Raw genomic sequence first — 25614 nt, forward strand, 5'->3', positions numbered from 1 at the left:
ATGTTAATTCAATAGTCAGTGATATTATGTCACTGACTTTCGGTGAGCCTGCACAAGGAGCATTGGCTATGCGTCGTAAAATCCCCAGCAGCGCTGCGCTACTGGCTTTTGAGGCCGCTGCCCGTCACGGCAACTTTGCCCGCGCGGCGGCGGAACTCGCGTTAACGGAAGGGGCCATCAGCCGGCAGATTGCCCGTCTGGAAGCGCTCCTCGACAGTAAACTTTTCGACAGGACGGGGAGCCGGGTGCGGCTCAATCCGGCTGGCGCCCGCTATGCCCGCCAGGTCCGCGAGATCCTTGCCCGTCTGGAGCGGGATACCCACGATGTCAGCGGGATGCCCTCCGATGGGCATAGTCTGGAGATCGCCGTGCTTCCTACCTTTGCCAGCCGCTGGTTAATCCCCCGGCTTGGACGCTTTGCAGCGCAGCATCCGCATATTGTGGTCAATATTGCCGCCCGCAGCGATCCCTTCATCCTCCCGGGCAGCGGTTTTGATGCCGCCATCCATTTTGATCACCCGGCGTGGACTGGCATGGATGTGACGTTTTTGTTCGAGGAGTACCTGCTGCCGGTCTGTCATGCGGCGCTGCTGACGAATGACGATCTCCCCGGGCAACTGAACCGATTACCGCGCATTCACCGGCGGCAAAACCCTGACGCCTGGCTGCACTATGCCCGGGAGTGCGGGCTGGCACTGGATAATCCGGCGCAGGGGCCGCGCTACGATCTGCATGAGATGGCCATCGCCGCAGTACTGAGCCAGCAGGGGGTGGCGCTGGTGCCGAAGATGTATGTGGAAAGCGAGCTGCGCGCCGGGACGCTGGTCGCTCCGTGGCCGGGCTCCCCGACGCTGGCCAAGCGCTTTTGTCTGATCAAACCCGGTGGCGGGGAGGGAGAGCTGGCGCTGCAGGTGTTTGAGCGCTGGCTGCAGACGGAGATTGCAGCCGGTTAAGTCAGGGCTGGCCCGGGGGGAGGCTGCGTCGCCCGCTGGCGGGCATATTTCCCCGGCGATATCCCGGTATAGCGGGTAAAGGCTACGCTGAACGCGCTGGCCGAGCCATAGCCGATGCGCTCGGCGATATCCGCAATGCTGATGCCCGTCTCGCTCAGCCACTGCATGGCCAGGGTCATTCGCCAGCCTAACAGATAGCCCATCGGGGTCATCCCGGTCAGGTCGGTAAAGCGTTCAAATAACGTCGAGCGAGACAGCGCACAGTCGGCGGCCAGGGCGTTGACCGTCCAGCGTCTGGCGGGGGCCCGATGCAGCAGGCGGATTGCCTGGGCGATCCGCGGGTCGCTCAGCCCGCGCATCAGACCGGGGGTCGCGAGCGTGCCGGAGGAACGGATCGCCTCGATAAAAAGCAGCTCGACCATCCGCGCCAGAACGAAAGATTTGCCCGCACGATCAGCCTGCGCTTCCTCTTTCAGCAGCCCGACAAAGGTGGCCAGCCGCGGTTGATTGCGGACCACCACAAAGGCTGGCAACAGCGAGGCCAGCAGGCTGGCGTTCGTCGAACCGGAAGCGCAGTGGCCAATCAGCGCCTGCATCTGCGCAGGCTTGTCGAGGGCTCCCAGCCGAAAGTGTCCCTCCGCCAGTTGCACCGGGATGGTCTCCAGCGCTGGTGAAGGGGACGGGGTCAGGCTGGTTAGCGCGAAGCGGTACGCCGCCGGGATCAGAATAAAATCCCCGGCGCGCAGGATCTGCGGCTCATGCTGGTCAATTTCCAGCCGACAGCCTCCTTCCAGCACGACGCCATAAAATGACAACCCCTGGTCCGAGCGTATCACTCGCCAGTCTCCCGCCCCCTCAACGGTTTTGGTCAGCACCGCTCTGAGGTTTAGCATGGCAATGACCTCCGCCAGCGGATCGCTCATTTTCGGACTCCTGCGAAAGAATGATGGATTATTGACCCTATATCGTCCGGCATGGTCTGTCTATGATCAAAAGGAAGAAGCCATTCGGAGACAGAGATATGCAAACGATTATGATCACCGGCTGTTCATCGGGTTTTGGCCTGGAGACGGCGCGTTATTTTCTTGAACAGGGCTGGAAGGTTATCGCCACAATGCGCGCTCCGCAGAAAGGTGTGTTACCCGCCAGCGACCGCCTGCGGCTGGTACGTCTTGACGTCACTTCGGCGCAGAGTATCGCGGAGGCCATTGCCGAAGCCGGAGAGATTGATGTGCTGGTTAACAACGCCGGGGTGGGGATGCTTAATGCCCTGGAGGGCGCGTCGCGCGAGGCGATAGCAGACCTGTTTGCCACCAATACCCTGGGAACGATTGCCATGACCCAGGCGGTGATCCCCCGGTTCAGAGCGCGACGAAGCGGGACGATCGTTAATATTACCTCGGCGGTCACCCTGCAACCGATGCCCCTGCTGGCGGTCTACACCGCGAGTAAGGCGGCGGTGAATGCCTTCACGGAGTCGCTGGCGCTGGAGCTTCGGCCCTTCAGTATCCGTGTCGGGCTGATCCTGCCGGGACGCGCTCCCCAGACCCGCTTTGGGGAAAACGCCCGCCGGACGATGGGGCAGCTCCCGGAGAGCTATACGGCGCTCGGCCAGCAGATCTTCGACAGCATGCAGGATAACGCCAGCGTGACGCAGGCGACCGATGTCGCTCAGGCCGTCTGGCGAATGGTGCACGATCCTGATGCCCCTTCGCGGCTGCCGGCAGGGGAAGATGCCCTGGCGATGGCTCAGGCCAGTCTTCGCCGTGTCTGAAGGCAATATGCGGGTTTTGTCTGTCAGACGGTAGGTGCGCAAGCTGCCGCTGCGCTTTATGGCCGGGGAATATTATCCCTGTCAGGATCGCATGGATAATATTAGCGGGTTATACGAAATAACGGTCAGGCGGCGCTTACTGATGTAAATCAGGATAGCAATGTATTTCATGGTGCGTTTTCGCCGCTTATTCTGGATATGTGCGAACCGCCCGCCATATTACGACATGAGCAATGGCTCTGGTCTTTTATATGTAATTTCTCAATGTGATTCGGGCGTTAATCTTAAAAAGTTAGTCTGGCCCGGTCGGGGCTGGACTTTCTTTATTCTACTGTGGCAGGGTTTCCTCCCTGTTGTACCGCGCGCTCGCTTTTTTACGCCAGGGAATAGTTTTCAGTATGGAATATTTCTTTGGTGGATTATGAATATAAAACGAACATTACTCATCATTCTTTCCCGTGTTATCAGGGGAGCTGGTATGGGATTAGGTACTTCAGGTATCGCGCTGGCTGGCTGGTTCTTTTTTTTCTCAGTGAATGAATATAAATTTTTCTGGGGTTTACTTTCAGTTGTGGAATTCCTGGTGGGGTATCTGATATATCGATTTGCATATGCATATATTTATGATGAATGGAATGATTATCATTAAAAAATTAAACGCGTGGTCTGTTGTTCGATTTTGATGCTCATGACTGTGGAGTAAAAATATGAGTGTGATGGGTGCCCTTTCAAATACTTGAAGTGTCGTTTTGCCAGCGTTAATTTTGTCTGAATCTGAGGGACGAGACCCAGTGCAATTTGTGAACGGGCTTCATGACGTAAAATTCGGGCCACACTGAGTGAAATTTCAGGTTAGAGGCCGAAACTCATGCGGCATTGTTTTCCGTTATGATAGTAGTGAAAGTGCCATTTTTGCTTCCAGATTTGCTGACAAACAGGGAGAGGCCTTCCATGTCGGTCAGAGAGTAGTTTTGAGGATGAATCGCAGCGTTACGAATGGCCGTGTCGGTAATGGCATAGTCGTCACCTTAGTTTTGTCTGCAGTATTCTGTAACGTCAACGCCTGAATTTTTGAAGCCTGAAATGTTTTCCGCCGGGAAAAAATGCCTTGCTGCAATGATACTTTTCCCGTCGTTCGTGGACTAAAGCGCCATTTAGATGTGCTCAAAAATGTACCTAAAAGGGTTGGCTTCCCCTGGACTAGTGTGGAATATGCAAGGAAAACGCTTTGCCAATACACAACATTTTAAGTCAGCAATACCATCGGGGGGAGGCAGGTAATAAAACTCAGGAATTACAGAAGGATAACTGATTGGTGCGTCTGAATGGACTCGAACCATCGACCCCCACCATGTCAAGGTGGTGCTCTAACCAACTGAGCTACAGACGCATTATGGTGCGTTTAATTGGACTCGAACCAACGACCCCCACCATGTCAAGGTGGTGCTCTAACCAACTGAGCTATAAACGCATTATGGTGCGTTCGATTGGACTCGAACCAACGACCCCCACCATGTCAAGGTGGTGCTCTAACCAACTGAGCTACGAACGCAATGTTGTGGTGACAACGGGGACGCATATTAGCGGCAGGGAGAGGATGTGGCAAGAGGTAAACGTCACTTTTCTTGCACATTGCATGCGATTGCGGAACTTTTACCCATTCCGGATATATTTTACTGAACCACAAGGATATTTCTTCGCCAGCGAGCGTCACTGCTCTCTTTTTTTAGCCAGTCTAACCCTGCGCGGGAGGGTTGCCGTTGTGTTAAATTATCGGCCACCAGAAGAGAGGGAGTAATAACGAAGATGAAATCGATTGGTATTTTTTGCGGTTCTTCAGCTGGCGAACATCCGCTGTATCTCGACACCGCCCGTCTGGTCGGACGTACGCTGGCGCAGCAGGGGCTGGCGCTTGTCTATGGCGGCGGCAAAGTCGGTCTGATGGGGACGGTCGCCGATGCGGCGCTGGAGGCCGGTGGCGTGGTGATCGGCGTGATGCCGCGCGGCCTGGTGGAGCGGGAAATTGCCCACCGCGGCTTGACGGAGCTGCATGTGGTCGAGGATATGCACGAGCGGAAAACCAAAATGGCGGCGCTGGCGGATGGCTTTATTGCCCTGCCGGGCGGGGCGGGGACGCTCGAAGAGATTTTCGAACAGTGGACCTGGGCGCAGCTGGGGATACATGAAAAACCGTGCGCGTTCCTGAATATCAAGGGTTATTACGATCCGCTTCAGGCGATGGTCGACAACATGGTGAGGGAAGGGTTTATGCACCCGCGCTACGCGGAGATGCTGCCGTTTGCTACCTCGGCAGACGAGATTATCGCCGGTTTTCGCGACTATACGCCGCCGGCCCGTAAATGGGTTCAGCAGCCCGCTATTTAAACATCAAGCGAAGGGTAAACAGCGCGCAGACGATGAGCAGTAACAACAGCAATTCGAAGCGATAGCGTTGCAGCATGATGTCCTCCTGAAAAAAAACCGGCGCTGTTCAGCGCCGGTTTATCACCTTAACGCTCTGACCATTATGCCGCTGGTTTAACCGCCGGTTTAGCAGCGTGGTGCGCCGCTTTATGGTGTTTCTTCGCAGCCTGCGCTTTCTGCGCGACTGCCGGTTTCGCAGCGGCTTTATGGTGTTTCTTCGCAGCCTGTGCTTTCTGCGCTACTGCCGGTTTCGCAGCGGCTTTGTGGTGTTTCTTCGCAGCCTGGGCTTTTTGCTCAGCAGCCGGTTTTGCAGCGGCTTTATGGTGCTTCTTCGCCGCCTGGGCTTTTTGCTCAGCAGCCGGTTTTGCAGCGGCTTTGTGGTGTTTCTTAGCGGCCTGCGCTTTCTGCTCGGCTGCCGGTTTTGCAGCGGCTTTGTGATGTTTCTTATGGTGTACGGTGGTGTGGCTGGCAGCTGCAGCCGGGGTGGTGCTGGCGGCGTCGGCAGCGAAAGCAACTGATGACAGACCCATAGCAGCGGCAACGACCAGAGCTAATACTTTTTTCATTCTGAAATCCTCGAATTGGTTTCTTGAGTAACCCCACTGCGGGGCTGTTGACCACACTATATGCGTCTCGGGGAGTGCCATCAGTGAGTCTTTGGTGTCGGGGAGTAACGGAATGTACAACGCGGTCGCAATGCCGGAGAACGAAAAAGCCCGCCGGAGGGGCGGGCTTTGAAGGGATTAGCGCGCGGCGCGCTGTAAGATGATGCTGGAAGACTGGCGCTGGAGAAAACGCATCCGCAGCATCATCATGATGGCGGCGGAGGTCAGGCCGATGATAAATCCACACCAGAAACCGGCGGGCCCCATGCGTGGCACAACCATATCGGTCAACGCCAGCAGATAGCCGCTCGGCAAACCCAGCACCCAGTACGCGGTAAAGGTAATAAAAAAGATAGACCGCGTATCTTTATAGCCGCGCAGAATGCCGCTGCCGATCACCTGGATGGAGTCGGAGATCTGATAGATAGCCGCCAGCAGCATCAGGTGCGAGGCCAGCAGCACCACCTCGGGATTATCGTTATACAACAGGGCAATCTGTTCACGCATCAGCACGGTAAAGATAGCGGTAAATACCGCCAGGCAGACGCCCACGCCCACACCGGTGCGGGCCGAAACCTGGGCATCGATCGTTGAACCTTGTCCGAGACGGAAGCCGACGCGAATGGTGACCGCCGCCGCCAGCGATAGCGGCAGAACGAACATCAATGAGCTGAAGTTAAGCGCGATCTGGTGACCGGCGACGTCAATGATCCCCAGCGGGGAGACCAGCAGCGCGACGACGGCAAACAGCGTGACTTCAAAGAACAGCGCCAGAGCAATGGGCAGCCCCAGCTGCACCAGTCGTAACAGGACGGCGAAATCGGGACGGCTGAAGCGCTCGGCGCAGCGGATATCCCGCATCGAACGCGCCCGGCGCACCCACCACAGCATACTGGCGAACATCACCCAGTAAACCGAAGCCGTCGCTACGCCGCAGCCGACGCCGCCCAGTTCGGGCATGCCGAAATGACCATAGATAAAGATATAGTTCACCGGAATGTTGACCAGTAAGCCGATAAAGCCCATGACCATCCCGGGCTTGGTTTTCGCCAGCCCTTCACACTGGTTACGGGCAACCTGGAAGAACAGATAGCCCGGCGCCCCCCACAGCAACGCGCGCAGATAGCCAACCGCCTTCTCTGCCAACAGCGGGTCGATATTATGCATGGAGCTGATGATATAGCCGGCGTTCCACAGCACGACCATGATCAGCACCGAGACAAAGCCGGCCAGCCAGAAGCCCTGACGTACCTGCTGTGCGATGCGATCCCGCCGTCCGGAGCCGTTAAGCTGCGCCACCACCGGGGTCAGCGCCAGCAGCAGCCCGTGGCCAAAGAGGATCGCCGGCAGCCAGATGGAGGTCCCGATGGCCACGGCGGCCATATCCGTGGCGCTGTAGCCACCCGCCATCACGGTATCGACAAAACCCATCGCCGTCTGCGCCACCTGCGCAAGGATGACGGGTATAGCCAGAGCTAATAACTGACGCGCTTCAACGAAATACTTCTGCACGTGAACACCTTTGTTTTGTTGTTATTTTGAGACTAAAAAAGCCGCCGTAACTGGCAGCAAGGGGATAAAAATGAGGAATTTCCAGTCTATTGTAGCGAGGATTAGCCATTAAGCCAGTGAAAAAAGAGTCGAGGCACGAAGCGCGCTGGCAACCGCTTTGCCCTCCTGTTATTGTTCCCGATAGCGAAAACGGTAATGATACCGTCATGATTTTCAACAGGAGCCTAACATGTTTACTGGTATTGTTCAGGGAACCGCGAAAGTGGTCTCCATTGATGATAAACCCAATTTTCGCACCCACGTGGTGGAGCTACCGGCGCATATGCTGGAGGGGCTGGAAACTGGCGCCTCGGTAGCCAATAACGGCTGTTGCCTGACGGTGACCGAAATAAACGGCGCGCACATTAGCTTCGATTTGATGAAAGAGACGCTGCGTATTACCAACCTCGGCGATATTCAGATCGGGGATGAAGTGAACGTCGAGCGGGCGGCGAAATTCAGTGATGAAATCGGCGGGCATCTGATGTCCGGCCATATTATGACCACGGCGGAAATCGTGAAGATCCTCACTTCCGAAAATAACCGGCAGATCTGGTTTAAAGTGCAGGATCCGACGCTGATGAAATATATCCTCTATAAAGGCTTCATCGGTATTGATGGTATCAGCCTGACGGTGGGTGAGGTGACGGCAACCCGTTTCTGCGTGCATCTTATCCCGGAAACGCTGCAGCGGACCACGCTGGGCGCGAAAAAGCTGGGCGACCGCGTCAATATTGAGATTGACCCGCAGACTCAGGCGGTTGTCGATACGGTTGAACGCGTGCTGGCCGCGAAAGACGCTGCATCTAAGGTGAATGAAGCCTGAAAAAAATCCCCCGCCGGTGAGCGGGGGAGATTTTGTTAGCGGGCGATGCGCAGTCCATGTTCAATACCGCGCGAGAACACCACCTGCCAGAGCTGAATGTCACGGGCGCGGAAGGCGCCGGCGCAGGCGTTCAGGTAATAGCTGAACATCCGTTTGAAACGTTCAGAATAGTTATCGGCAATTTCTGGCCAGCTGGCGAGAAAACGCTCATGCCAGGCCATCAGGGTGGTGTCATAATCGGCGCCGAAGTTATGCCAGTCTTCCATCACAAAGTGCTTCTCGCTGGCATCGGCGATCTGCCGAACCGACGGCAGACAGCCGTTGGGGAAGATATATTTATCGATCCACGGGTCGACGTTATGGTCGGTGACTTTGGAACCGATGGTGTGCAGTAAGAAACGACCATTAGGTTTCAAATTACGATCCGCGACCTCGAAGTAGGTAGCGTAATTTTTCGGTCCCACGTGCTCGAACATACCGACGGAGACGATGCGGTCAAAGCTATCGTGCAGATCGCGATAGTCCTGGAGCCGAATCTCCACGTCAAGGTCAGCGCAGCGCGCCTGGGCCATCTTTTGCTGCTCGGCGGAGATGGTCACGCCGACAACGCTGACCTGGTAATGTCGCGCCATATACTCGGCGAGCCCGCCCCATCCGCAGCCGATATCCAGTACCCGCATCCCCGGCTCAAGCTCCAGCTTGCGGCAGATGAGATCCAGTTTATCCTGCTGCGCCGCTTCGAGGGTTTGCGCCTCTTTCCAGTAACCGCAGGAATATTGCATGTAGGGGTCAAGCATCCGACTGAAGAGATCGTTGCCGAGGTCATAATGCTCTTTGCCAACAATCCAGGCGCGTTTTTTACTTTGCAGATTGAACAGGCGAGCACCTGCGATGCGGAGTGTGTCTTTGAAATGGTGAGGGAGCTGTTTTTCCAGCCCGGCGCGAAGCACTTTATGGAAGAAAATATCCAGACGCTCGCAGTCCCACCAGCCGTCCATATAGCTTTCGCCTAACCCCAGCGAACCCTCCTGCAAGACACGTTTAAAGAAAAGAGGATTTTTAATTCGCAGGTCTGACGGCGCGGAACCATTGATGTTAATTCCCGCACGGCCCAATAATTCAGCTGCAATCCGGTACCAGTCATCATTTGGTACACTTACTTCTTCTATACACGATGAACTCATAGCTTCTCCATCACGCCCAAGTGATCAGAACCTTAAAACAGCGTAGACGCTTTTTTGGCTTTGTGAGAAATCTCACGGATAATCCGTGAAGTCGCTATCCGACGTAGAACAGAGGAAGGGAGATAACCCTTGCCGAAAGGCCTTCCATGGTGAAACGGAGGCATCCTGCATCCGTTAATCTGTAACTATTTTCTATTTATGTGAACCCGGATCCAGTATAGGACGCTAAGTACTGGCTTTCAATAAAATTTTCTTAGCATGCTAATGACTGGCCCGGGCTCTGGCGATAAGCGTTACGCGTGGGAAGAGTGGGGAGTCAGCTCAGGCGTTTGCTGCAGGCGATAACCTATTGCGGCTAAGCCAATAGAGACCAGCATCACGCTGGTGGTGGTCAGCAGCGGCGTAGCGATCAGCGCCGATACCAGCAAACTGGTCAGAAAGCACAATCCCAGCTGCAGTGTATTCTGCAGCGCCGCCGCGCGGCCCGTTGCCTGCGGGAAGGGCTTCAGCGCCTGGGCGACCACGATGGGGTAGATCCCGCCGTTGACCACCGCCATCATGCAGAACGGGATCATTAACGCCACCAGTGAGGCATGTGTCTGCAGGCCGACCAGCCAGGTGGCGGCAACGCTGACGGCAAAGACCACCAGCAGCCACGGCAGCATCTGTTGTCCGGACCATTTTTGCAGCAGCGCGCGACAACCATAGCCGCCCACCAGAAAGGCGATAGTCTGCGGGATATAGCTCAGGCCGATAGCGGTTGGGCCATAGCCCATTTCGTGCAGGATAAAAGGTGAACCGGTGAGCCAGGCGAAGAAGCTGGCGGAGCAGGCGGCGTAGATCAGGACGTTACCGCTGTATTCCCGTGAACGCAGCAGCGAGAGAAAGGTGATCTTCTGCTGTGCCACGGCCACCGGCTTCCCGGCTGCCTTCAGGCGCAGGGCAGGCAGCATCAGCAGCAGAGTAATGGCAAACAGGGTGGCGAAGATGGCTTGCCACTCGAAGTGTACCAGCAGCCAACTGCCCAGCAGCGGGGCCAGCGCCGGCGATAATCCCACCAGCGGCATAATGGTGGCGAAGATGCGGTTTGTGCGCTGGGCGGGATAGTAATCGGTGACCATCGCCTGCCAGGTAACGGCCGCGGCACAGACGCCAATCGCCTGCAAAAAGCGCAGCGCCAGCATCAGGGTGGCATTGTGCACCCACAGCATCCCCAGACAGCCGGCCGCGAAAATCGCCAGGCCACTCAACAGCACCGGTTTGCGCCCATAGCGGTCCGACAGCGGCCCCCAGAACAGCTGCCCCAGTGCGAAGCCGGCGAGGAACAGGCTCAGGCTGGCGCTGATGGAGGCGGCGGAGGTGTTAAGATCCTGCTGCATGGCGGCAAACGCCGGCAGGTACATATCGGTGGCCAGAAAGCCCAGCACGCTCAGGCCGGCCAGCCAGACTAAAAATCCTTTCCCAGGTTGTGACATAACGTTCTCATTTTTGGAGTACAGGTACGATGCCGCAGAGTGTAGGGAGTGCATTGTGGCTTGTGAAACGCTAATATTTGTCACATGCATTCAAAAATTTTGCAGGCAGAAAATGTGGTCTGAATACTCTCTGGAAGTGGTTGATGCCGTGGCCCGCAACGGCAGCTTCAGCGCGGCCGCGCAGGAGCTGCACCGGGTGCCCTCCGCCGTCAGCTATACCGTGCGTCAGCTTGAAGAGTGGCTGGCCGTTCCCTTGTTTGAGCGTCGCCATCGTGATGTGGAGCTGACGCCCGCCGGGGTCTGGTTCTTACAGGAAGGGCGCTCTGTTATCAAAAAAATGCAGATCACCCGCCAGCAGTGCCAGCAAATCGCCAACGGCTGGCGCGGGCAGCTGTCGATCGCGGTGGATGATATTGTGAAACCGGCGCGCATGCGCCAGATGATCGTGGATTTCTATCGCCATTTTCCCGACGTCGAGCTCATCGTTTTCCAGGAAGTGTTCAACGGTGTATGGGATGCGCTGGCCGACGGCCGCGTAGAGCTGGCGATTGGCGCAACGCGCTCTATTCCGGTCGGTGGCCGCTATGCGTTCCGCGATATGGGGATGCTGAGTTGGGACTGCGTGGTGGCGAGCGATCACCCGCTGGCGAAGATGGAGGGTCCCCTGAGTGACGATGTCCTGCGTAACTGGCCGTCGCTGGTGCGGGAGGATACGTCGCGTTCACTGCCCAAACGGACAACCTGGCTGCTGGATAACCAGAAGAGGGTGGTGGTCCCAGACTGGGAATCATCGGCCACCTGTCTGTCGGCGGGCCTCTGCGTCGGCATGGTGCCGAGCCATTTTGCCCGGCCATGGCTAGATAGCGGCGAGTGGACCGCGCTGGCGCTGGAGAATCCGTTCCCGGATGCCGCCTGCTGTCTGACGTGGCAGCAGAGTGATGCCTCACCGGCGCTGAACTGGATGCTGGACTATCTGGGGGACAGCGAGACGCTGAATCGGGAATGGCTGCGGGCGCCGGAATAATCTGCGCCCGCAAACGTCTTAGCGGCGATAATCGACAAACGGGCCATCCGCGACGGAGCGGCGTTCGACCAGACGAGGATGCACTTCGATAGACTGCGACTCTTCGCGCTTATTAACGATACGATCCAACAGCATGTTAAATGCGGCTTCACCCAGGGAATCTTTCGGCTGATGAATGGTGGTTAATGCCGGGCTGAAATAGCGGGCGTTGCGCACATTATCATAACCGATCAGCGAAATGTCCTGCGGCACCCGCAGCCCCATTTCATCTGCCGCGCAGATAGCGCCCATCGCCATGATATCGCCGCCGCAGAAGACCGCGGTTGGACGGTGCTGCTGGCTTAAGATCTGCTGCATAGCGCGGTAGCCGGACTCAGGCTCGAAGTCGCCCTGCACAATCCAGTTTTCCGGAATGGCGATATGCGCCTCTTTCATCGCCTGCATAAAGCCGGCCAGGCGGCCTGCGCCGGTGTTACGCTCCAGCGGACCCGGGATCACGCCGATTTCGCGGTGGCCGCGTTCAATCAGGTAGCGTCCGGCGATATAGCCGCCCTGGAAGGCGTTATCGATCACCGCATCGGTAAAGTCGGCTTTTGCTTCGCCCCAGTCCATTACCACCATCGGGATATGGCGATACTCTTCCAGCATGCTCAATACCGAATCCGGATACTCGGAACACATCACCAGCAGTCCATCGACGCGTTTTTGCGCCATCATCGACAGATAGGCGCGCTGTTTTTCCGGATCATTCCATGCGTTGCCGAGGATCAGAGTGTAGCCCTTCTGGAAGCAGCTCTTTTCAACGGACTCAATGATTTCAGCGAAATAGGCGGCTTCGCTACTGGTCGCCAGCAGACCAATCGATTTTGTATGATTGACTTTCAGGCTGCGGGCCACGGCGCTCGGCGAGTAGTGCAGCTCTTTGATCGCCGCCCACACCGCATTGCGCGTCTCTTCGGCAACGAAACGGGTTTTGTTAATTACATGTGATACAGTTGTAGTGGAAACGTTTGCGCGCTTCGCTACATCTTTAATAGTTGCCATTACATCTCACTCCATGCCTTGACCTGATCGCCTGATCATCGATACGTAAACGTTTGCCTACACACACCCTGAATACAATTTTCAACATTGCATCACGTCGGGAAAACGACACAGAACGACAGGAAGGGGTCAATGGCCGATACGCTTTTAAATTAGCGTGGGATTTTGTCCGATCTTGGGGCAAAGTGGAAGAGCAAAAATGTGCATCGCCCTAAATCCCGGAAGATTTTTGCGATTTTTTGTGCAAAAATGAGCAAGCTCACTTTTGGTGTGGGGATAACAAGAGGGAAAAATGATGGATACCAATTTAAAGTTTTCGCTGATCACCACGGTTATTGCCCTCGGCGTGATCGTTACTTTCAGCCTGACCGCCATACTGCACTAATGTTCCAGTGAGGGAGGAGCGCGGCCTCCTCCCCGTATCCCGCCATTATTATCAATTCTGCAAAAATCTTTTGTCATTTCGTTCACTTTTGTTTTTTTGTGATTGATGTCATGCTTTTGGCTTCTGATGTTACGCCGTCATTCCTGACGGTCTGATGGAGTCATTGAATGAAAATCAACTTTCCTTTACTTGCGCTGGCGATCGGCGCCTTTGGCATCGGGACCACGGAGTTTTCCCCGATGGGATTGCTGCCGGTGATTGCGAGAGGTGTGGACGTCTCAATCCCAGTGGCGGGAATGCTGATCAGTGCGTATGCCATCGGCGTCATGGTCGGCGCGCCGTTGATGACCCTGCTGTTGTCACATCGCGCGCGGCGCAATGCGCTGATTTTTCTGATGGGGATCTTCACCGTCGGCAACCTGTTGTCATCCATTGCGCCGGATTACACCACGCTGCTGCTGTCGCGCATTATTACCAGCCTCAACCACGGTGCTTTCTTTGGCCTGGGGTCGGTGGTCGCGGCCAGCGTCGTGCCAAAGCATAAGCAGGCCAGCGCGGTAGCCACGATGTTTATGGGGCTCACCATCGCCAACATCGGCGGTGTACCGGCGGCCACCTGGCTTGGCGAAACCATCGGCTGGCGGATGTCCTTCCTGGCCACCGCGGGGTTAGGCCTGCTGGCGATGGTCAGCCTGTGGTTCTCTCTGCCGAAGGGCAGCGCGGGCGAGCGCCCTGATGTCAAAAAAGAGCTTTCAGTCCTGCTACGCCCGCAGGTACTCTCCGCCTTGCTGACTACCGTGCTGGGTGCTGGGGCAATGTTTACGCTGTATACCTATATTTCGCCAGTGCTCAATACGCTGACCCACGCTTCATCGCTGTTTATTACCGCGATGCTGGTGCTGATTGGCGTTGGCTTTTCGCTGGGCAACTATCTGGGCGGCAAATTCGCAGACCGGTCGGTCTCTGGCACGCTGAAAGGCTTTCTGTTACTGCTGATGGTAATCATGCTGGCGATCCCGCTGCTGGCGCAATCTCAGGCCGGGGCGGCCATCAGCATGATTGTCTGGGGCGCAGCAACCTTTGCGGTGGTTCCGCCGCTGCAGATGCGGGTCATGCGCGTGGCGCATGAAGCGCCGGGGCTCTCTTCTTCGGTGAATATCGGGGCGTTCAACCTGGGCAACGCGCTGGGCGCCGCCGCCGGCGGGGCGGTGATCTCTGGCGGACTGGGCTATGCGTTTGTGCCGGTGATGGGGGCGATTATCGCCGGTCTGGCGCTGCTGCTGGTCTGGTTTAGCGGACGAGCACAGCCGGAAGAGGCCTTTGCCAGCCAGTAACGCGAGTGTAGGGAAGGGCTAAAAAAACCGCAGCCGGGGAGACCCTGCTGCGGTTTGTCGTTTATGCCGCCAGGTTAGCCGCAACAAACTTCCAGTTAACCAGCGCCCAGAAGTGGTCCAGATAGCTTGGACGGGCGTTGCGGTAGTCGATGTAGTAGGCATGTTCCCAGACGTCAACGGTCAGCAGCGGCTTCGCGTCGGTGGTCAGCGGGGTGCCGGCGTTGCTGGTGGAGACGATAGCCAGGCTGCCGTCGGCATTTTTGACCAGCCAGGTCCAGCCCGCGCCGAAGTTTTTCGCTGCGGCATCGGTAAATTTGGCTTTAAAATCCGCAAAGCTGCCGAAGGATTTGGCAATCGCGGCCGCTAACTCGCCTTCCGGTTCGCCGCCGGCGTTAGGCGCCAGGCAGTTCCAGTAGAAGGTGTGGTTCCAGACCTGCGCTGCGTTGTTGAATACGCCGCCTTCAGAAGTGCGGACGATCTCTTCGAGGGATTTGCCTTCGAACGCAGTGCCTTTGATCAGGTTGTTGAGGTTAGTGACATACGCCTGGTGGTGTTTACCGTAGTGATATTCCAGGGTTTCTGCGGAAATGTGCGGCGCCAGGGCGTCTTTTGCATATGGTAATGCAGGTAATTCAAACGACATTGCTACTCTCCTTATAACTTTTTGTTTTAGCTCACATTGACAAGATGAGGCTTTCGCCTGAATCGTGTTCTGGCCACCCGACGCTGTCGCGTCACGGGCTGTTATTGTATTGAGAATGTTAACATTTGCCGCAAGCAGTGAAAAGCCTTACAACGATAAAGGCTATTACTGCAGACGCAACTGATGAAGGCTTAACCGTTTTCTGCGGGACGAGGCGTCAAACCGCTCGCTGATGTTGCAAAAATGTATAAGGAGACGCTGTCCTCGCTTTTCTGAATCTCGCGGGGAAGGTTTAACTGCGTCTGCTTTTCCTCTGACGATCGCTGCCATGCATCCTCGTTGAGGATAAATATTTCATTAAAATCAGATTATTAATAAAAATATGCACCCAGGCAATCGCCGCTATGCCAATAATTCATTGTCTATTTTGCTATTTGTATGACAAATATGGCCACCGACATGAATTTCCCACAGGATGGTTACGATGGCAAAAACAGGTGAGGTGGTGAGTCCGAAGATGATCCCGGTTGTGCAGGGGATCGTTGACTGGATCGAAGCACATATTTTAGACACCCTGCCGGTAAGTACGATTGCGAAAAAGTCCGGTTATTCGCACTGGTATTTCCAGCGGCAGTTCGCCATGGTGACCGGCTGCACGTTGGCGAGCTACGTCAGTCGGCGAAAAATGACCATTGCGGCAATCTATTTAACGCAGACGCAAGCATCGATGCAGAGTATTTCTCAGTGTCTGGGATACGACGGACAGGCCGCTTTCTGCCGGACCTTTCACCGCCACTTTGGCATGTCGCCCACCCGCTATCGTCGGGAAGCGCCGGGCGAGGAGATGAATATGCAGTATCCCCTGACGGTAGGGGGGAAAGACGCGCAGGTGAGGCGGTCTGCCGCCGTAGCGGCAGACCAGGATCAGCGAATGGTTTTCGGCGTCATGACGCGACGGGCGCCAACATAATGGCGAACCCAGTAATCTTCGCTCAGGGAGGTGATTTGAATATCACGACCTGTGCGCGGTGACTGAATAAATTTCCCGTTGCCGACGTAGACGCCAACGTGGTCGGCGGTGCCGCGTCCACGGGTGCGGAAGAAGACCAAATCGCCGCTCTGCAGTTCATCACGATCCACCGGACGCGCATCGCGCAGGTGGTACATTTCGTTAGCCGTTCGCGGGATGTGGATCTTGACCAAGTCCTTATAGGCGTAATAAACCAGTCCGCTGCAGTCAAAGCCAGTACGCGGCGAGGTGCCGCCCCAGCGATAGGGTTTACCCAACTGGCCCATCAATTTGTTCATGGCGGTACTTTGCGCTTTCTGCACCCGGACTTTATGGGCGTCGGCGATCGTTAAATTGGCATCGCTGGCCTCAGGTTTACAGCGTTTTTTATAGCCCTTGCGCACCACGCATTTGCTTTTGACGCTGTTCAGCGCCAGGGTCGGCTCGGCACTGGCGGCGACCGTTTTCGCGCACTGTTTTTTATAACCTTTACGCAGCACGCATTTTTTCGTCGCGCCGGCGGCCTGACGATGAAGTGCGGTTTGGCTTGCTGCGGTAGTGCGGGAAGGGAGCCGGGTGCTCGAGGACTTTTTACTGGTGGTTTTAGCGGTGGTTTTACTTTTTTGACTGGTTGCTTTTTTCTTGCGCTCTGAGCCACTTTTCGCGGGCAACGCCTTTGGCGAAGCGGAGGCGTGCGTATGCCCTGACGCCTGAGCCAGTGGCGTGAATGAGATAGACGTGAACAGTAATGCACAGAGCGATATCGCGATTTTGTTTAGCCGCGCCACTGAGCAATCCCCTGATTAATTACAGACATGTACAAATGCCTGACGATGAATGACAAACCGGAATGATTCTAAAGCATAAAAACCCGGAAAGTTAATATTCTTTTGTATCAAAAATGTCGATTGGTTAACGATTGCAAGAAAACGCGTCAGACATTGACCGCCTCGCACAGAAAATGCGCAATGAGCGCCCGCCTGCGACGGCAAAATGATATTTTTAAGGCAACTTCGCGCAACAGAAGATAAAATATGAATAGTGAAAAAAATGTTATTATCCGTCCTGCCTACAGGACGCTACAATGACAAGTTACTGCCGTAGAAAGAAGTTTAAGGAAGCACGACAATGAGCTCGACTTTAGAAAAGATCCAACACCAAATCGCTGAAAACCCGATCCTGTTGTACATGAAAGGGTCGCCGAAGCTGCCAAGCTGCGGTTTCTCTGCCCAGGCCGTTCAGGCGCTGTCCGCCTGCGGCGAACGTTTTGCTTACGTTGATATCTTGCAGAACCCGGATATCCGCGCCGAGTTGCCTAAATACGCCAACTGGCCGACTTTCCCGCAGCTGTGGGTAGACGGTGAACTGGTGGGCGGCTGCGATATCGTTATCGAAATGTACCAGCGCGGTGAACTGCAGCAGCTGATCAAAGAGACGGCGGCGAAGTACCACACCGACGAGCCGAAAGCGGAGTAATTCCCGCCATCAGTAAAAAAGCGACTTCCTGGAAGTCGCTTTTTTTTATCACTCCGGTGTGGCCACGGGCAGCGGCCAGCCGCCCAGACGCTTCCAGCGGTTCACAATCTCACAAAACAGCTGCGCCGTCTGCTCGGTATCGTACAGAGCGGAGTGGGCCTGCGCGCCGTCGAACGCCATGCCGGCGGCGATACAGGCTTTGGACAGCACCGTCTGGCCCAGCGCCAGCCCGCTCAGCGCGGCGGTGTCGAAGGTAACAAACGGATGGAACGGGTTGCGTTTTAGCCCCGCGCGTTCGGCGGCGGTCATGGTGAAGCTGTGGTCAAAGGTGGCATTGTGCGCCACCATGATGGCCCGGCTGCAGTCGCTCTCTTTCATCCCTTTGCGTACCATTTTGAAGATGGCATGCAGGGCATCGTATTCGCTGACGGCGCCGCGTTCCGGGTCGTGCGGGTTAATTCCGTTAAAGGCCAGCGCTTCGGGCTGCAGATTGGCGCCCTCGAAAGGTTCAACATGGAAATGCAGCGTTTCATCGGGCATCAGCCAGCCTTGCTCATCCATCTTCAACGTAATGGCGGCGATCTCCAGCAGGGCGTCGGTTTTGGCATTAAATCCTGCGGTTTCAACATCAATCACCACCGGATAAAAACCGCGGAAACGGTCGCACAGACCATTCAGTTGAGCATTCTCGGACATCAGATTCTCTTAGCTGGAAAAAAGTAGCGCGCATTATGGCAAATTTTGCCGCGGCTTGCAGCAGGCAGGGGTGAAAACAACGGGCGCCTCAGCGCCCGGGCGAGCCATGGCATTAAAGATGCCAGGGTCGTGAAGCGTTAGTTGCCCAAACCTTTGCCGGCATCTTTCTCTTCAATCAGCTCGATTTTGTAACCGTCCGGATCTTCCACGAAGGCGATGACGGTGGTGCCGCCTTTTACCGGGCCGGCTTCACGGGTGACGTTGCCCCCGTTCTGGCGGATCCGCTCGCAGGCTTCGGCGGCGTTGTCGACGCTCAGCGCGATATGACCGTAGGCCGTACCCAGCTCATAGCTGTCCACGCCCCAGTTGTAGGTCAGTTCGATCACCGCGGTTTCGCTTTCTTCGCCGTAGCCGACAAAGGCGAGGGAGTACTTGTACTCCGGGTTTTCGCTGGTGCGCAGCAGCTTCATGCCCAACACGTTGGTATAGAAGTCGATAGAACGTTGCAGGTCGCCAACGCGCAGCATGGTGTGGAGTAAGCGCATAATGTCCCCTATGCAGTTTGTTTGATAGATCAGAACCTTGAGTATAGCGGCGATATGTCGCCGCTATCAATGGAGGGATTACAGCGTAGGGTAATCGGTATAACCTTCTGCGCCGCCGCCGTAATAGGTTTCCGGCCGCTGCGGGTTGAGCGCTGCTTTTTTCTGCAGGCGGGCCACCAGATCCGGGTTGGCGATATAATCGCGGCCAAAGGCCACGGCATCAATCAGCCCTTTATTGATAAGATCGTTGGCTTTTTCTACCGTGTAGGCGCCAGCGCCAATGATCACGCCCGGGAAGCGGTCGCGAACTTTCTGACGGAAGGCTTCGCTGTACGGCTTGCCGCCCGCCCAGTCCGGCTCGGACATGTGCAGATAGGCGATACCGCGTTTTGCCAGCTCGCTAATCAGATACAGCGCGTCTTCTTCTTCGTTCGGGCCGTTATCCACATTCTGGAAGCTGCCAATCGGCGACACGCGGATGCCGATCCGGTCAGCGCTCCACTCTTTGCTCACGGCATCGACCACTTCCAGTACCAGACGGGCGCGGTTCTCCACGCTGCCGCCGTACTGGTCGGTACGCTGGTTCGCCGACGGCGAGAGGAACTGGTGCAGCAGATAGCCGTGGGCCGAGTGCAGCTCGACCAGATCGAAGCCGGCGTCACGGGCATTGCCGACCGCCTGACGGAAATCGTCGACGATCCCCGGGATCTCTTCGGTTTCCAGGGCACGCGGCATCGAGGTGTCGGCGCGAATAGCGTGGCCGTTTTCATCGCGCAGGGAGGTGCGAGTACCGGCGCTCAGCGCAGACGGTGCTACCGGCGCGGCGCCGCCAGGTTGCAGGCTGCTATGGGAAATACGCCCGGTGTGCCACAGCTGGACGGCGATACGGCCATTTTCCGCATGAACACCGGCGGTGATTTTCTGCCAGGCGGCAATCTGCTCCGGGCTGTGCAGGCCTGGCGCGCCGGCATAGCCTTTGGCCTGGGCGGAAATCTGCGTCGCTTCGGTGATGATCAGGCCTGAGCTGGCGCGCTGGCGGTAGTATTCGCCCATCAGCGGGGTAGGGATATCGCCCGGCTCGATGCTGCGCAGACGCGTCAACGGTGCCATAAAAACGCGATTGGGGACGGTGACCGCACCGACCTTCAACGGACTGAATAATTTTGCTTCCGACATAATGACTCCTGAGTAGACCGGTCGTCTAGGAACTGTTGAAATAAAAACGCCTGTTATACCGCAGGCGCCGCAATAATCTGTTTGGCGTGGGCAAGGGCGCTTTCCAGCGGCCTTGCGCTACGCGTAATTTTGGCCTGCAGGTTGGCCCCGAGCCACAGGGAATACAGCACCTGCGACAGGGTCATGGCCTCGCCGTCAAACGCCAGACTGCCTTCCTGACGTCCTTTCTCCAGCGCGTCGCCCAGCAGGGCGATAATCTGACTGGCACCATGGTCCATGGCGGTACGCATATCTTCCGACAGGTCGCAGACCTCTGCTGACAACTTGACGGTAAGACATCCGCTAATAATCCCCTGCTGGCAGAACTGATTCAGCGTGTGCTGATAATAAGCCAGCAAGCGGTCGCGATAGTTGCCGTCGCCATGATCGAAGTGGTCGACCAGGCGCTGCAGATATCCGGTGTAGTGATGTTCAAGCAGCGCGACGCCGAAGGCTTCTTTAGAGCGGAAGTAATGGTAGAAAGAGCCCTTAGGTACTTCCGCCGTCTTCAGAAGTTCGCTCAAGCCCATTCCGGTAAAACCGCGATGCATGCAGAGCTGCTCGCCGGTGACCAGGATATGTTCTCGGGTATCGCATTCGCTGTGTCTGTTCATGCAGCACACTGTAATAGACCGATTGGTCTATTGCAAGTCTCAGCGGAAAAATGTTAGCTGGCGCAGCACACCGTGAACAATATTTGCGTCCGTGCGGGGAAACGTCTTCAATGAAAGGAGACGAGGGGACAGGAGGCGTGTGGTGGCAGAGCAGTTAGAGTTTTTCCCGGTGCAGAGCCCGTGCCGGGGAATATGTCAGACCGACGAGCGCGGCTATTGTCGCGGCTGTTTCCGCAGCCGTGAGGAACGCTTCGACTGGCAAAAAATGAGCGATGCGCAGAAACAAGAGGTTTTGCGTCTTTGCCGCCAACGCCTGCTGCGCAAATTACGCGCGAACAGGCCAGATCCGGCGGAAGAACCGCAGCAACCCTCACTGTTTTAAACCAAAAAGTACGTATACTCAGTACACTTTTTTATTGAGGAAGCGGTTATGGTTCAGCGTATTGCTATGGCTCCCCAGGGGCCGGAATTTTCGCGTTTTGTGATGGGCTACTGGCGTTTGATGGACTGGAGAATGTCGCCAGGCGAGCTGGTCAGCTTTATTGAACAGCATCTCGATTTAGGCGTAACCACTGTCGACCACGCCGATATCTATGGCGATTATCAGTGTGAGGCTGCCTTTGGCGAAGCGCTGAAGCTGGCGCCACATCTGCGTAGTCGGATGGAAATTGTCAGCAAATGCGGCATCGCCACCCGGGCGCGGGCTGAAAACACCATCGGCCACTATATCACCGACCGCGACCACATCGTGCTGAGCGCTGAGCAATCGCTGCGTAATCTGGCGACGGACCATCTCGATCTGCTGCTGATCCATCGGCCGGATCCGCTAATGAATGCCGATGAAGTGGCTGAGGCGTTCCTCGCGCTGCATCACAGCGGAAAAGTGCGCCACTTTGGCGTATCGAACTTTACCCCAGCCCAGTTCACTCTTCTGCAGTCGCGCCTGCCGTTTACCCTGGCCACCAATCAGGTCGAAATCTCGCCGGTGCATCAGCCGCTGTTGCTCGACGGCACGCTCGATCAGCTGCAGCAGCTGCGTATTCGTCCGATGGCGTGGTCCTGCCTTGGTGGCGGGCGCCTGTTCAATGAAGAGGGCTTCCAGCCGCTGCGCGATGAGCTGGCGCAGGTCGCGCATGAGCTCAATGCCGACAGCATCGAGCAGGTGGTCTATGCCTGGATACTGCGTCTGCCGTCGCAGCCGCTGCCGATTATCGGCTCGGGCAAAATCGAGCGCGTGCGTTCCGCGATTGTGGCCGAAAAACTCAGCATGACTCGTCAGCAGTGGTTCCGTATCCGCAAAGCCGCGCTCGGTTACGACGTGCCGTAACGGGCATTTCGCCTCCGGAAAGGCGTTCCTGGTTTACACTTAACAGGGAGACAGCCATCCGGAGGTGTTATGCAACGATGTATTCTCGCGATCTTATCCCTCGCATTTTGCGCTGGCGCACAGGCCGTCAGTGAAGATGTTCAACTTAATCTCGTGACCGCCCAGGGCGTCGGTCAGTCCATCGGTAGTGTAAAAATCACCGAAACCGATCGCGGCCTCGAGTTCGCCCCCGATCTGCGGGCATTACCGCCGGGTAAGCACGGTTTTCATATCCATGCCGAAGGCAGCTGCCAGCCCGCAATGAAAGAGGGCAAAGCCGTGGCCGCCGGGGCGGCGGGCGGACATTACGATCCGCAACATACCGGCAAACACGAAGGGCCGCTGGGCACCGGGCATCTTGGCGATCTGCCTCTGCTGGTGGTCAACGACGCGGGTGTGGCCAACCAGCCAATTATTGCCCCACGTCTGAAAACGCTGGCGGAGGTGAAGGGGAAAGCGCTGATGGTCCACGTGGGCGGTGATAATATGGCCGACAACCCGCAGCCGCTGGGCGGCGGCGGCGAGCGGTTTGCCTGCGGGGTGATTAAGTAGTCTTTTCGCCAATCGTGCCGGCGATCGGGGCCTGTTCCAGCTGTGACAGGGCGCAATACAGTCGCCAGATTGCGGCGGCCAGCTCCCGGGCCGCCGGCTGATGATGATGGTTCAGGACGTCGCAGATCCGCAGTAGCTCCTGCAGGGTGGAGGCCAGCGGGCGCTGCTGAACGCCGCGTTCGCTCATCACATCGCGCAGCAAATTGATGCACAGGTCACGCACCTGAGCGAGGGGATCGGAGCGGGTTTCCCATTCGCGAAGCTGCCAGACAACGTGAGAGCAGTTGAGCAACACCACCCCCCAACGTAGTAGCCAGCGCCGTGCAAGGGCATCTTTACTCTGACTGAGCTGGCTGACATGGTGGTACACCAGCGATTCAAATTCATGTTCGCTGTGCTGGGGATGACGGCTGAGCTGATCGACAAAGTGACGCCGTAACGCTCTGATATGGCGCCGTCCTTTACGGGCATCCGAGCCCGGACTGAGCACCGCAAAAGCGAGCCAGGCAAAGCCCACGCCGACAATCTTGCTTAAGTTATCGTTGAAAAAGGCCGCATAGTCGTACACCGGCGGATTGGTGACGGAGATAAACGAGCCCATAAACACGATAAGCTGCCCCCACAGGCCGGCATATTTGGGCCACTGTAGTTTCAGCAACTGCATGGTGGTCAGGAGCGGGAACAGAAATAGCAGAAATTGCCACAGGTCAGTTATCTGCACCATCAGGCCAAACTTCACCACAAAGCTGAACAGCGACAGCAGCACCAGGGTCTGCATCAGCAGCGTCAGCGATCGAAACGGCGAAGCCGAGACCGAATAGAGCACGCAGCAGATGGAGGCGAGGGTCAGGGCAGCCGCGCAGCTGGTCCACTGGGTGCTGATCCCCCATGCGCCAATCGCCACCAGCGCGCAAAAGGTACGGATGCCGTTGAGCAGCGCCTCCGTCTGGTCGGTGTGGCGGGCCAGGGCTGGCGCCGAAGGTACGTTGAACTCGGCGATCGCCGACGCATTTTCAACCCGACGGATCCAGCGACTGCTTTCCAGATAAATGCGACAGAAATAGCGCAGCCGCGCCCAGAAGGCGATATGGCGATAATCGGCATCCGGCGGCGGCGCCAGAGGTGCCAGAATGCGGGCGACGTGATAGCTGTCGGCATGGGGAGTGGCGAGTTCAGCGAGCAGCGATTCCAGCACCTGACGAGTGTTTGCTGGCGCGTCCGGCCAGTTCAGCAGCATGCGTCGCAGACTGGAAATGACGCTGGTCATTCGGAGCTGCTGATGCAGCAGGTAATTCAGCAGGGGGTTCTGCCGGCGGAAGCGGTAGTGGCTCCAGAAGGCCTGGATCCGCAGCAGGTTCATGGTGAGGATCTGGCCAATCACACTTTCGTGGGCGGTGCGAATGGCATCCGTCGTCTCCGGCACCCACAGCAGGCTGGCGTGTTCCAGCAACCGGGCGTGCATGGTTTTCAGGGCCGTCAACAGGTTGCTGCCGTCAGAGGTGCTTGGCAGGATCATCATCATCAGCCCGCCGCAGAGGATCCCGACGATGACTTCGCAGACGCGCGACTGGGCGATCACCCAAAGTTCGTAGCTGTCGCTGATGTTAATGACCGGAAACGCGATGATGGCGCAGGTATAGCCGGCAAGCTGAAAGGCGTAGGCCACGTTGTTGGTGAACAGGGCGCAGGCCCAGGTGCACAGCGCCAGCCAGCCGGAGATGCTGAACAGGAACAGCCAGGGATCGTTCAGCGTATGGCCCGCCAGCAGCAGGGCGGCGCAGGCGCCGAGCAGGCTGCCGGCGATGCGGCCAAAGCTTTTACTGATCACGCCGCCGACGGTGGGAAAGCTGACCACTGCCGAGGAGGTCATCGCCCAGTACGGCTCATCGAGATCCAGCGCGTAGGCGATGCTTAACGCGAGACACATAGCGATGCCGTTACGCAACGCGTATCGCCACTGCGGGCGGGTGGCTTTAACCCATGGCAGTGTGCGCCACGACAGGGCTTGCAGATTCATTATTGTCTGCCGACCGAGACAGTGCAGGTGGTGCCGGAGACCAGTGTGACGTCCGCTGGCAGCTCGTCAAAGGCAATCCGCACTGGAACGCGCTGGGCGAGACGTACCCAGGGGATATTCGGTTTGATATTGGCCACCAGTCCATTCCCCTGCTCAACGCTTTGATCGACAATCGCCCGGCCGATGCTGGCGACATGCCCGTGCAGCGTCTGCTGGTTACTATAGAGAATAATCTGCGCCGGATCGCCGATACGGATATGGCGCAGTTTGGTTTCTTCAAAGTAGCCCAGCACGTAAAACGAGTGGCTGTCTACCAGGGCAAAGACCGGATGGCCGGTAGTGGCGTAATCGCCGACGCGAGTGGAGAGGTTGGTCACCCAGCCGTCCACTGGCGCTTTGACCGTCGTTTGGCTTAACTGCCATTGCGCATGTTTCAGCATTGCCTCGGTGACGCCCAGTCCCGCTCTGGCGGCCGCCAGGTTGGTGGTGGCCGTGTTCAGCGCGGTATTAACGTTTTCAAGATCTTCAGCCGAGATCGCATTCTGCGACAGGTTGCGGCGACGGCGCGCATCGCTGGCGGCCTTCGTTTGCTCAGCCTGCGCTTTCGCCACCTCGGCTTGCGCTTTCGCCAGCTGCGCCTGGGCGTTCAGCACGGCGATACGGTAAGGCGTGTCGTCGATAGTGAACAGAACATCTCCGGCGTTGACCCGTTGGTTATCCGTCACGTTCAACTGCAGAATGCTACCGGAGACCTGAGGGGTGATCCCGACCTGCTCTGCACGCACTTTGCCGTCGCGGGTCCAGGGTGACTGGGTGTAGTAATTCCATAACAGCCATGCGGCAATCAGGGCGATGGCCGCAACCAACAGCGTTGACAAATATTTTAGTTTTTTCATAGCAGG

General features: G+C 56.8%; 27 protein-coding genes and 3 tRNA genes. 13 read left to right on the plus strand and 17 right to left on the minus strand.

All coding sequences use genetic code 11. The features are described from left to right. Positions 1 to 68 precede the first annotated feature (68 nt). Entirely contained in the window at positions 69 to 953 is an 885-nt protein-coding gene (locus CWM57_RS01235) for a LysR substrate-binding domain-containing protein (RefSeq protein ID WP_100675490.1), read from the plus strand. Here the strand turns inward: CWM57_RS01235 and CWM57_RS01240 are convergent. After that, positions 950 to 1876 (minus strand): AraC family transcriptional regulator, encoded by a 927-nt coding sequence (locus tag CWM57_RS01240; protein WP_100675491.1) that lies wholly within the window; start codon positions 1874 to 1876, stop codon positions 950 to 952. The two genes, CWM57_RS01235 and CWM57_RS01240, sit on opposite strands and share 4 nt — an antisense overlap. Positions 1877 to 1974: 98 nt before the next feature. On the opposite strand from CWM57_RS01240, the gene CWM57_RS01245 reads away from it, so the two are divergent. Together CWM57_RS01245 and CWM57_RS28090 are read left to right on the plus strand one after the other, a co-directional pair. Beyond that, positions 1975 to 2727: an SDR family oxidoreductase gene (locus CWM57_RS01245; RefSeq protein WP_100675492.1), complete on the plus strand. Its 753-nt coding sequence runs from the start codon at positions 1975 to 1977 to the stop codon at positions 2725 to 2727. A gap of 160 nt (positions 2728 to 2887) precedes the next feature. After that, complete coding sequence (locus CWM57_RS28090; protein ID WP_227520632.1) at positions 2888 to 3376, plus strand: hypothetical protein; 489 nt, start codon at positions 2888 to 2890, stop codon at positions 3374 to 3376. A gap of 664 nt (positions 3377 to 4040) precedes the next feature. Here CWM57_RS28090 and CWM57_RS01255 read toward each other — a convergent pair. The 3 genes from CWM57_RS01255 to CWM57_RS01265 all read right to left on the minus strand — a co-directional run bounded on the left by CWM57_RS01255 (position 4041) and on the right by CWM57_RS01265 (position 4279). After that, positions 4041 to 4117 (minus strand) — tRNA-Val (locus tag CWM57_RS01255). Positions 4118 to 4121: 4 nt separating this feature from the next. Continuing rightward, positions 4122 to 4198: transfer RNA gene (locus CWM57_RS01260), tRNA-Val, on the minus strand. 4 nt (positions 4199 to 4202) lie between these two features. Further along, positions 4203 to 4279, minus strand: a tRNA-Val gene (locus CWM57_RS01265). Between the two features lie 254 nt (positions 4280 to 4533). On the opposite strand from CWM57_RS01265, the gene CWM57_RS01270 reads away from it, so the two are divergent. After that, positions 4534 to 5112: a TIGR00730 family Rossman fold protein gene (locus CWM57_RS01270; protein ID WP_074385659.1), complete on the plus strand. Its 579-nt coding sequence runs from the start codon at positions 4534 to 4536 to the stop codon at positions 5110 to 5112. A 140-nt stretch (positions 5113 to 5252) separates the two neighbouring features. On the opposite strand, the gene asr is transcribed toward CWM57_RS01270, so the two are convergent. Both asr and mdtK read right to left on the minus strand, forming a co-directional pair. Further along, entirely contained in the window at positions 5253 to 5717 is a 465-nt protein-coding gene (gene asr, locus CWM57_RS01275; RefSeq protein ID WP_077268383.1) for an acid resistance repetitive basic protein Asr, read from the minus strand. A gap of 177 nt (positions 5718 to 5894) precedes the next feature. Beyond that, positions 5895 to 7268: an MdtK family multidrug efflux MATE transporter gene (gene mdtK, locus CWM57_RS01280; RefSeq protein ID WP_100630588.1), complete on the minus strand. Its 1374-nt coding sequence runs from the start codon at positions 7266 to 7268 to the stop codon at positions 5895 to 5897. Positions 7269 to 7497: 229 nt separating this feature from the next. Here mdtK and CWM57_RS01285 point away from each other — a divergent pair, with 229 nt between their 5' ends. Beyond that, positions 7498 to 8133 (plus strand): riboflavin synthase, encoded by a 636-nt coding sequence (locus tag CWM57_RS01285; protein WP_008804615.1) that lies wholly within the window; start codon positions 7498 to 7500, stop codon positions 8131 to 8133. 35 nt (positions 8134 to 8168) lie between these two features. Here the strand turns inward: CWM57_RS01285 and cfa are convergent, their stop codons facing one another. Both cfa and punC read right to left on the minus strand, forming a co-directional pair. After that, positions 8169 to 9317, minus strand: a complete 1149-nt coding sequence (gene cfa / locus CWM57_RS01290; RefSeq protein ID WP_074385662.1) for a cyclopropane fatty acyl phospholipid synthase — start codon at positions 9315 to 9317, stop codon at positions 8169 to 8171. A gap of 293 nt (positions 9318 to 9610) precedes the next feature. Next, positions 9611 to 10792: a purine nucleoside transporter PunC gene (gene punC, locus CWM57_RS01295; protein WP_061154368.1), complete on the minus strand. Its 1182-nt coding sequence runs from the start codon at positions 10790 to 10792 to the stop codon at positions 9611 to 9613. A gap of 112 nt (positions 10793 to 10904) precedes the next feature. Here punC and punR point away from each other — a divergent pair, with 112 nt between their 5' ends. Beyond that, positions 10905 to 11816 (plus strand): DNA-binding transcriptional activator PunR, encoded by a 912-nt coding sequence (punR, locus tag CWM57_RS01300; protein WP_074385663.1) that lies wholly within the window; start codon positions 10905 to 10907, stop codon positions 11814 to 11816. A gap of 18 nt (positions 11817 to 11834) precedes the next feature. Here the strand turns inward: punR and purR are convergent, their stop codons facing one another. Beyond that, positions 11835 to 12860, minus strand: a complete 1026-nt coding sequence (purR, locus tag CWM57_RS01305) for an HTH-type transcriptional repressor PurR (protein ID WP_061154370.1) — start codon at positions 12858 to 12860, stop codon at positions 11835 to 11837. Positions 12861 to 13152: 292 nt separating this feature from the next. On the opposite strand from purR, the gene CWM57_RS01310 reads away from it, so the two are divergent. After that, on the plus strand, positions 13153 to 13245 hold the full coding sequence (locus CWM57_RS01310) for a YnhF family membrane protein (protein WP_197667062.1): 93 nt from the start codon (positions 13153 to 13155) through the stop codon (positions 13243 to 13245). A gap of 167 nt (positions 13246 to 13412) precedes the next feature. Further along, on the plus strand, positions 13413 to 14579 hold the full coding sequence (locus tag CWM57_RS01315; RefSeq protein WP_074385664.1) for an MFS transporter: 1167 nt from the start codon (positions 13413 to 13415) through the stop codon (positions 14577 to 14579). 61 nt (positions 14580 to 14640) lie between these two features. Here CWM57_RS01315 and sodB read toward each other — a convergent pair whose 3' ends face one another. Then, positions 14641 to 15222: a superoxide dismutase [Fe] gene (gene sodB, locus CWM57_RS01320; RefSeq protein ID WP_002907771.1), complete on the minus strand. Its 582-nt coding sequence runs from the start codon at positions 15220 to 15222 to the stop codon at positions 14641 to 14643. A gap of 484 nt (positions 15223 to 15706) precedes the next feature. Between sodB and CWM57_RS01325 the strand changes: the two genes are divergently transcribed. Continuing rightward, on the plus strand, positions 15707 to 16192 hold the full coding sequence (locus CWM57_RS01325) for a helix-turn-helix domain-containing protein (protein WP_061154372.1): 486 nt from the start codon (positions 15707 to 15709) through the stop codon (positions 16190 to 16192). Here CWM57_RS01325 and CWM57_RS01330 read toward each other — a convergent pair. Further along, the gene (locus tag CWM57_RS01330; RefSeq protein ID WP_012968037.1) at positions 16147 to 17019 is read right to left on the minus strand and encodes a C40 family peptidase; all 873 of its coding nucleotides are present in this window, start codon (positions 17017 to 17019) and stop codon (positions 16147 to 16149) included. The genes CWM57_RS01325 and CWM57_RS01330 overlap by 46 nt on opposite strands. Before the next feature lie 340 nt (positions 17020 to 17359). On the opposite strand from CWM57_RS01330, the gene CWM57_RS01335 reads away from it, so the two are divergent. Next, positions 17360 to 17707 carry a Grx4 family monothiol glutaredoxin gene (locus tag CWM57_RS01335; protein ID WP_061154373.1) on the plus strand — a complete coding sequence of 116 codons (348 nt, stop codon included), beginning with the start codon at positions 17360 to 17362 and terminating at the stop codon, positions 17705 to 17707. A 48-nt stretch (positions 17708 to 17755) separates the two neighbouring features. Here CWM57_RS01335 and rnt read toward each other — a convergent pair whose 3' ends face one another. The 4 genes from rnt to CWM57_RS01355 form a co-directional block, all read right to left on the minus strand. After that, complete coding sequence (gene rnt / locus CWM57_RS01340; protein WP_008804623.1) at positions 17756 to 18403, minus strand: ribonuclease T; 648 nt, start codon at positions 18401 to 18403, stop codon at positions 17756 to 17758. Positions 18404 to 18540: 137 nt separating this feature from the next. Then, the gene (gloA, locus tag CWM57_RS01345) at positions 18541 to 18948 is read right to left on the minus strand and encodes a lactoylglutathione lyase (RefSeq protein ID WP_002907764.1); all 408 of its coding nucleotides are present in this window, start codon (positions 18946 to 18948) and stop codon (positions 18541 to 18543) included. Positions 18949 to 19026: 78 nt separating this feature from the next. Further along, complete coding sequence (locus CWM57_RS01350) at positions 19027 to 20124, minus strand: alkene reductase (protein WP_061154374.1); 1098 nt, start codon at positions 20122 to 20124, stop codon at positions 19027 to 19029. A gap of 53 nt (positions 20125 to 20177) precedes the next feature. After that, positions 20178 to 20777: a TetR/AcrR family transcriptional regulator gene (locus tag CWM57_RS01355; RefSeq protein WP_008804625.1), complete on the minus strand. Its 600-nt coding sequence runs from the start codon at positions 20775 to 20777 to the stop codon at positions 20178 to 20180. Positions 20778 to 20916: 139 nt separating this feature from the next. Between CWM57_RS01355 and CWM57_RS01360 the strand changes: the two genes are divergently transcribed. The 3 genes from CWM57_RS01360 (at position 20917) to sodC (ending at position 22695) form a co-directional block, all read left to right on the plus strand. Beyond that, the gene (locus tag CWM57_RS01360; protein WP_162677415.1) at positions 20917 to 21159 is read left to right on the plus strand and encodes a DUF1289 domain-containing protein; all 243 of its coding nucleotides are present in this window, start codon (positions 20917 to 20919) and stop codon (positions 21157 to 21159) included. A 48-nt stretch (positions 21160 to 21207) separates the two neighbouring features. Then, entirely contained in the window at positions 21208 to 22104 is an 897-nt protein-coding gene (locus CWM57_RS01365) for an aldo/keto reductase (RefSeq protein ID WP_061154376.1), read from the plus strand. A gap of 69 nt (positions 22105 to 22173) precedes the next feature. After that, the gene (gene sodC, locus CWM57_RS01370; RefSeq protein WP_061154377.1) at positions 22174 to 22695 is read left to right on the plus strand and encodes a superoxide dismutase [Cu-Zn] SodC; all 522 of its coding nucleotides are present in this window, start codon (positions 22174 to 22176) and stop codon (positions 22693 to 22695) included. Here sodC and CWM57_RS01375 read toward each other — a convergent pair. Together CWM57_RS01375 and CWM57_RS01380 are read right to left on the minus strand one after the other, a co-directional pair. Further along, the gene (locus CWM57_RS01375) at positions 22688 to 24712 is read right to left on the minus strand and encodes an FUSC family protein (protein WP_100675494.1); all 2025 of its coding nucleotides are present in this window, start codon (positions 24710 to 24712) and stop codon (positions 22688 to 22690) included. The two genes, sodC and CWM57_RS01375, sit on opposite strands and share 8 nt — an antisense overlap. Beyond that, positions 24712 to 25608 (minus strand): HlyD family secretion protein, encoded by an 897-nt coding sequence (locus CWM57_RS01380; RefSeq protein ID WP_061154379.1) that lies wholly within the window; start codon positions 25606 to 25608, stop codon positions 24712 to 24714. The genes CWM57_RS01375 and CWM57_RS01380 overlap by 1 nt, the downstream gene beginning before the upstream one ends. Positions 25609 to 25614 lie beyond the last annotated feature (6 nt).

Origin of the sequence: Klebsiella sp. G-Nf4, assembly GCF_002810615.1 — a bacterium.
Classification (GTDB): Bacteria; Pseudomonadota; Gammaproteobacteria; order Enterobacterales; family Enterobacteriaceae; genus Klebsiella; species Klebsiella variicola.

Coding starts and splice junctions, on each gene's coding strand:
- CWM57_RS01235 (WP_100675490.1), top strand. CDS start 69: ATGCGTCGTAAAATCCCCAGCAGCGCTGCGCTACTGGCTTTTGAGGCC.
- purR (WP_061154370.1), bottom strand. CDS start 12,860: ATGGCAACTATTAAAGATGTAGCGAAGCGCGCAAACGTTTCCACTACA.
- cfa (WP_074385662.1), bottom strand. CDS start 9,317: ATGAGTTCATCGTGTATAGAAGAAGTAAGTGTACCAAATGATGACTGG.
- CWM57_RS01315 (WP_074385664.1), top strand. CDS start 13,413: ATGAAAATCAACTTTCCTTTACTTGCGCTGGCGATCGGCGCCTTTGGC.
- CWM57_RS01350 (WP_061154374.1), bottom strand. CDS start 20,124: ATGTCGGAAGCAAAATTATTCAGTCCGTTGAAGGTCGGTGCGGTCACC.
- punR (WP_074385663.1), top strand. CDS start 10,905: ATGTGGTCTGAATACTCTCTGGAAGTGGTTGATGCCGTGGCCCGCAAC.
- CWM57_RS01355 (WP_008804625.1), bottom strand. CDS start 20,777: ATGAACAGACACAGCGAATGCGATACCCGAGAACATATCCTGGTCACC.
- sodC (WP_061154377.1), top strand. CDS start 22,174: ATGCAACGATGTATTCTCGCGATCTTATCCCTCGCATTTTGCGCTGGC.
- CWM57_RS01325 (WP_061154372.1), top strand. CDS start 15,707: ATGGCAAAAACAGGTGAGGTGGTGAGTCCGAAGATGATCCCGGTTGTG.
- CWM57_RS01240 (WP_100675491.1), bottom strand. CDS start 1,876: ATGAGCGATCCGCTGGCGGAGGTCATTGCCATGCTAAACCTCAGAGCG.
- CWM57_RS28090 (WP_227520632.1), top strand. CDS start 2,888: ATGTATTTCATGGTGCGTTTTCGCCGCTTATTCTGGATATGTGCGAAC.
- punC (WP_061154368.1), bottom strand. CDS start 10,792: ATGTCACAACCTGGGAAAGGATTTTTAGTCTGGCTGGCCGGCCTGAGC.
- CWM57_RS01245 (WP_100675492.1), top strand. CDS start 1,975: ATGCAAACGATTATGATCACCGGCTGTTCATCGGGTTTTGGCCTGGAG.
- sodB (WP_002907771.1), bottom strand. CDS start 15,222: ATGTCGTTTGAATTACCTGCATTACCATATGCAAAAGACGCCCTGGCG.
- CWM57_RS01285 (WP_008804615.1), top strand. CDS start 7,498: ATGTTTACTGGTATTGTTCAGGGAACCGCGAAAGTGGTCTCCATTGAT.
- CWM57_RS01310 (WP_197667062.1), top strand. CDS start 13,153: ATGATGGATACCAATTTAAAGTTTTCGCTGATCACCACGGTTATTGCC.
- CWM57_RS01375 (WP_100675494.1), bottom strand. CDS start 24,712: ATGAATCTGCAAGCCCTGTCGTGGCGCACACTGCCATGGGTTAAAGCC.
- CWM57_RS01270 (WP_074385659.1), top strand. CDS start 4,534: ATGAAATCGATTGGTATTTTTTGCGGTTCTTCAGCTGGCGAACATCCG.
- CWM57_RS01380 (WP_061154379.1), bottom strand. CDS start 25,608: ATGAAAAAACTAAAATATTTGTCAACGCTGTTGGTTGCGGCCATCGCC.
- asr (WP_077268383.1), bottom strand. CDS start 5,717: ATGAAAAAAGTATTAGCTCTGGTCGTTGCCGCTGCTATGGGTCTGTCA.
- rnt (WP_008804623.1), bottom strand. CDS start 18,403: ATGTCCGAGAATGCTCAACTGAATGGTCTGTGCGACCGTTTCCGCGGT.
- gloA (WP_002907764.1), bottom strand. CDS start 18,948: ATGCGCTTACTCCACACCATGCTGCGCGTTGGCGACCTGCAACGTTCT.
- CWM57_RS01335 (WP_061154373.1), top strand. CDS start 17,360: ATGAGCTCGACTTTAGAAAAGATCCAACACCAAATCGCTGAAAACCCG.
- CWM57_RS01365 (WP_061154376.1), top strand. CDS start 21,208: ATGGTTCAGCGTATTGCTATGGCTCCCCAGGGGCCGGAATTTTCGCGT.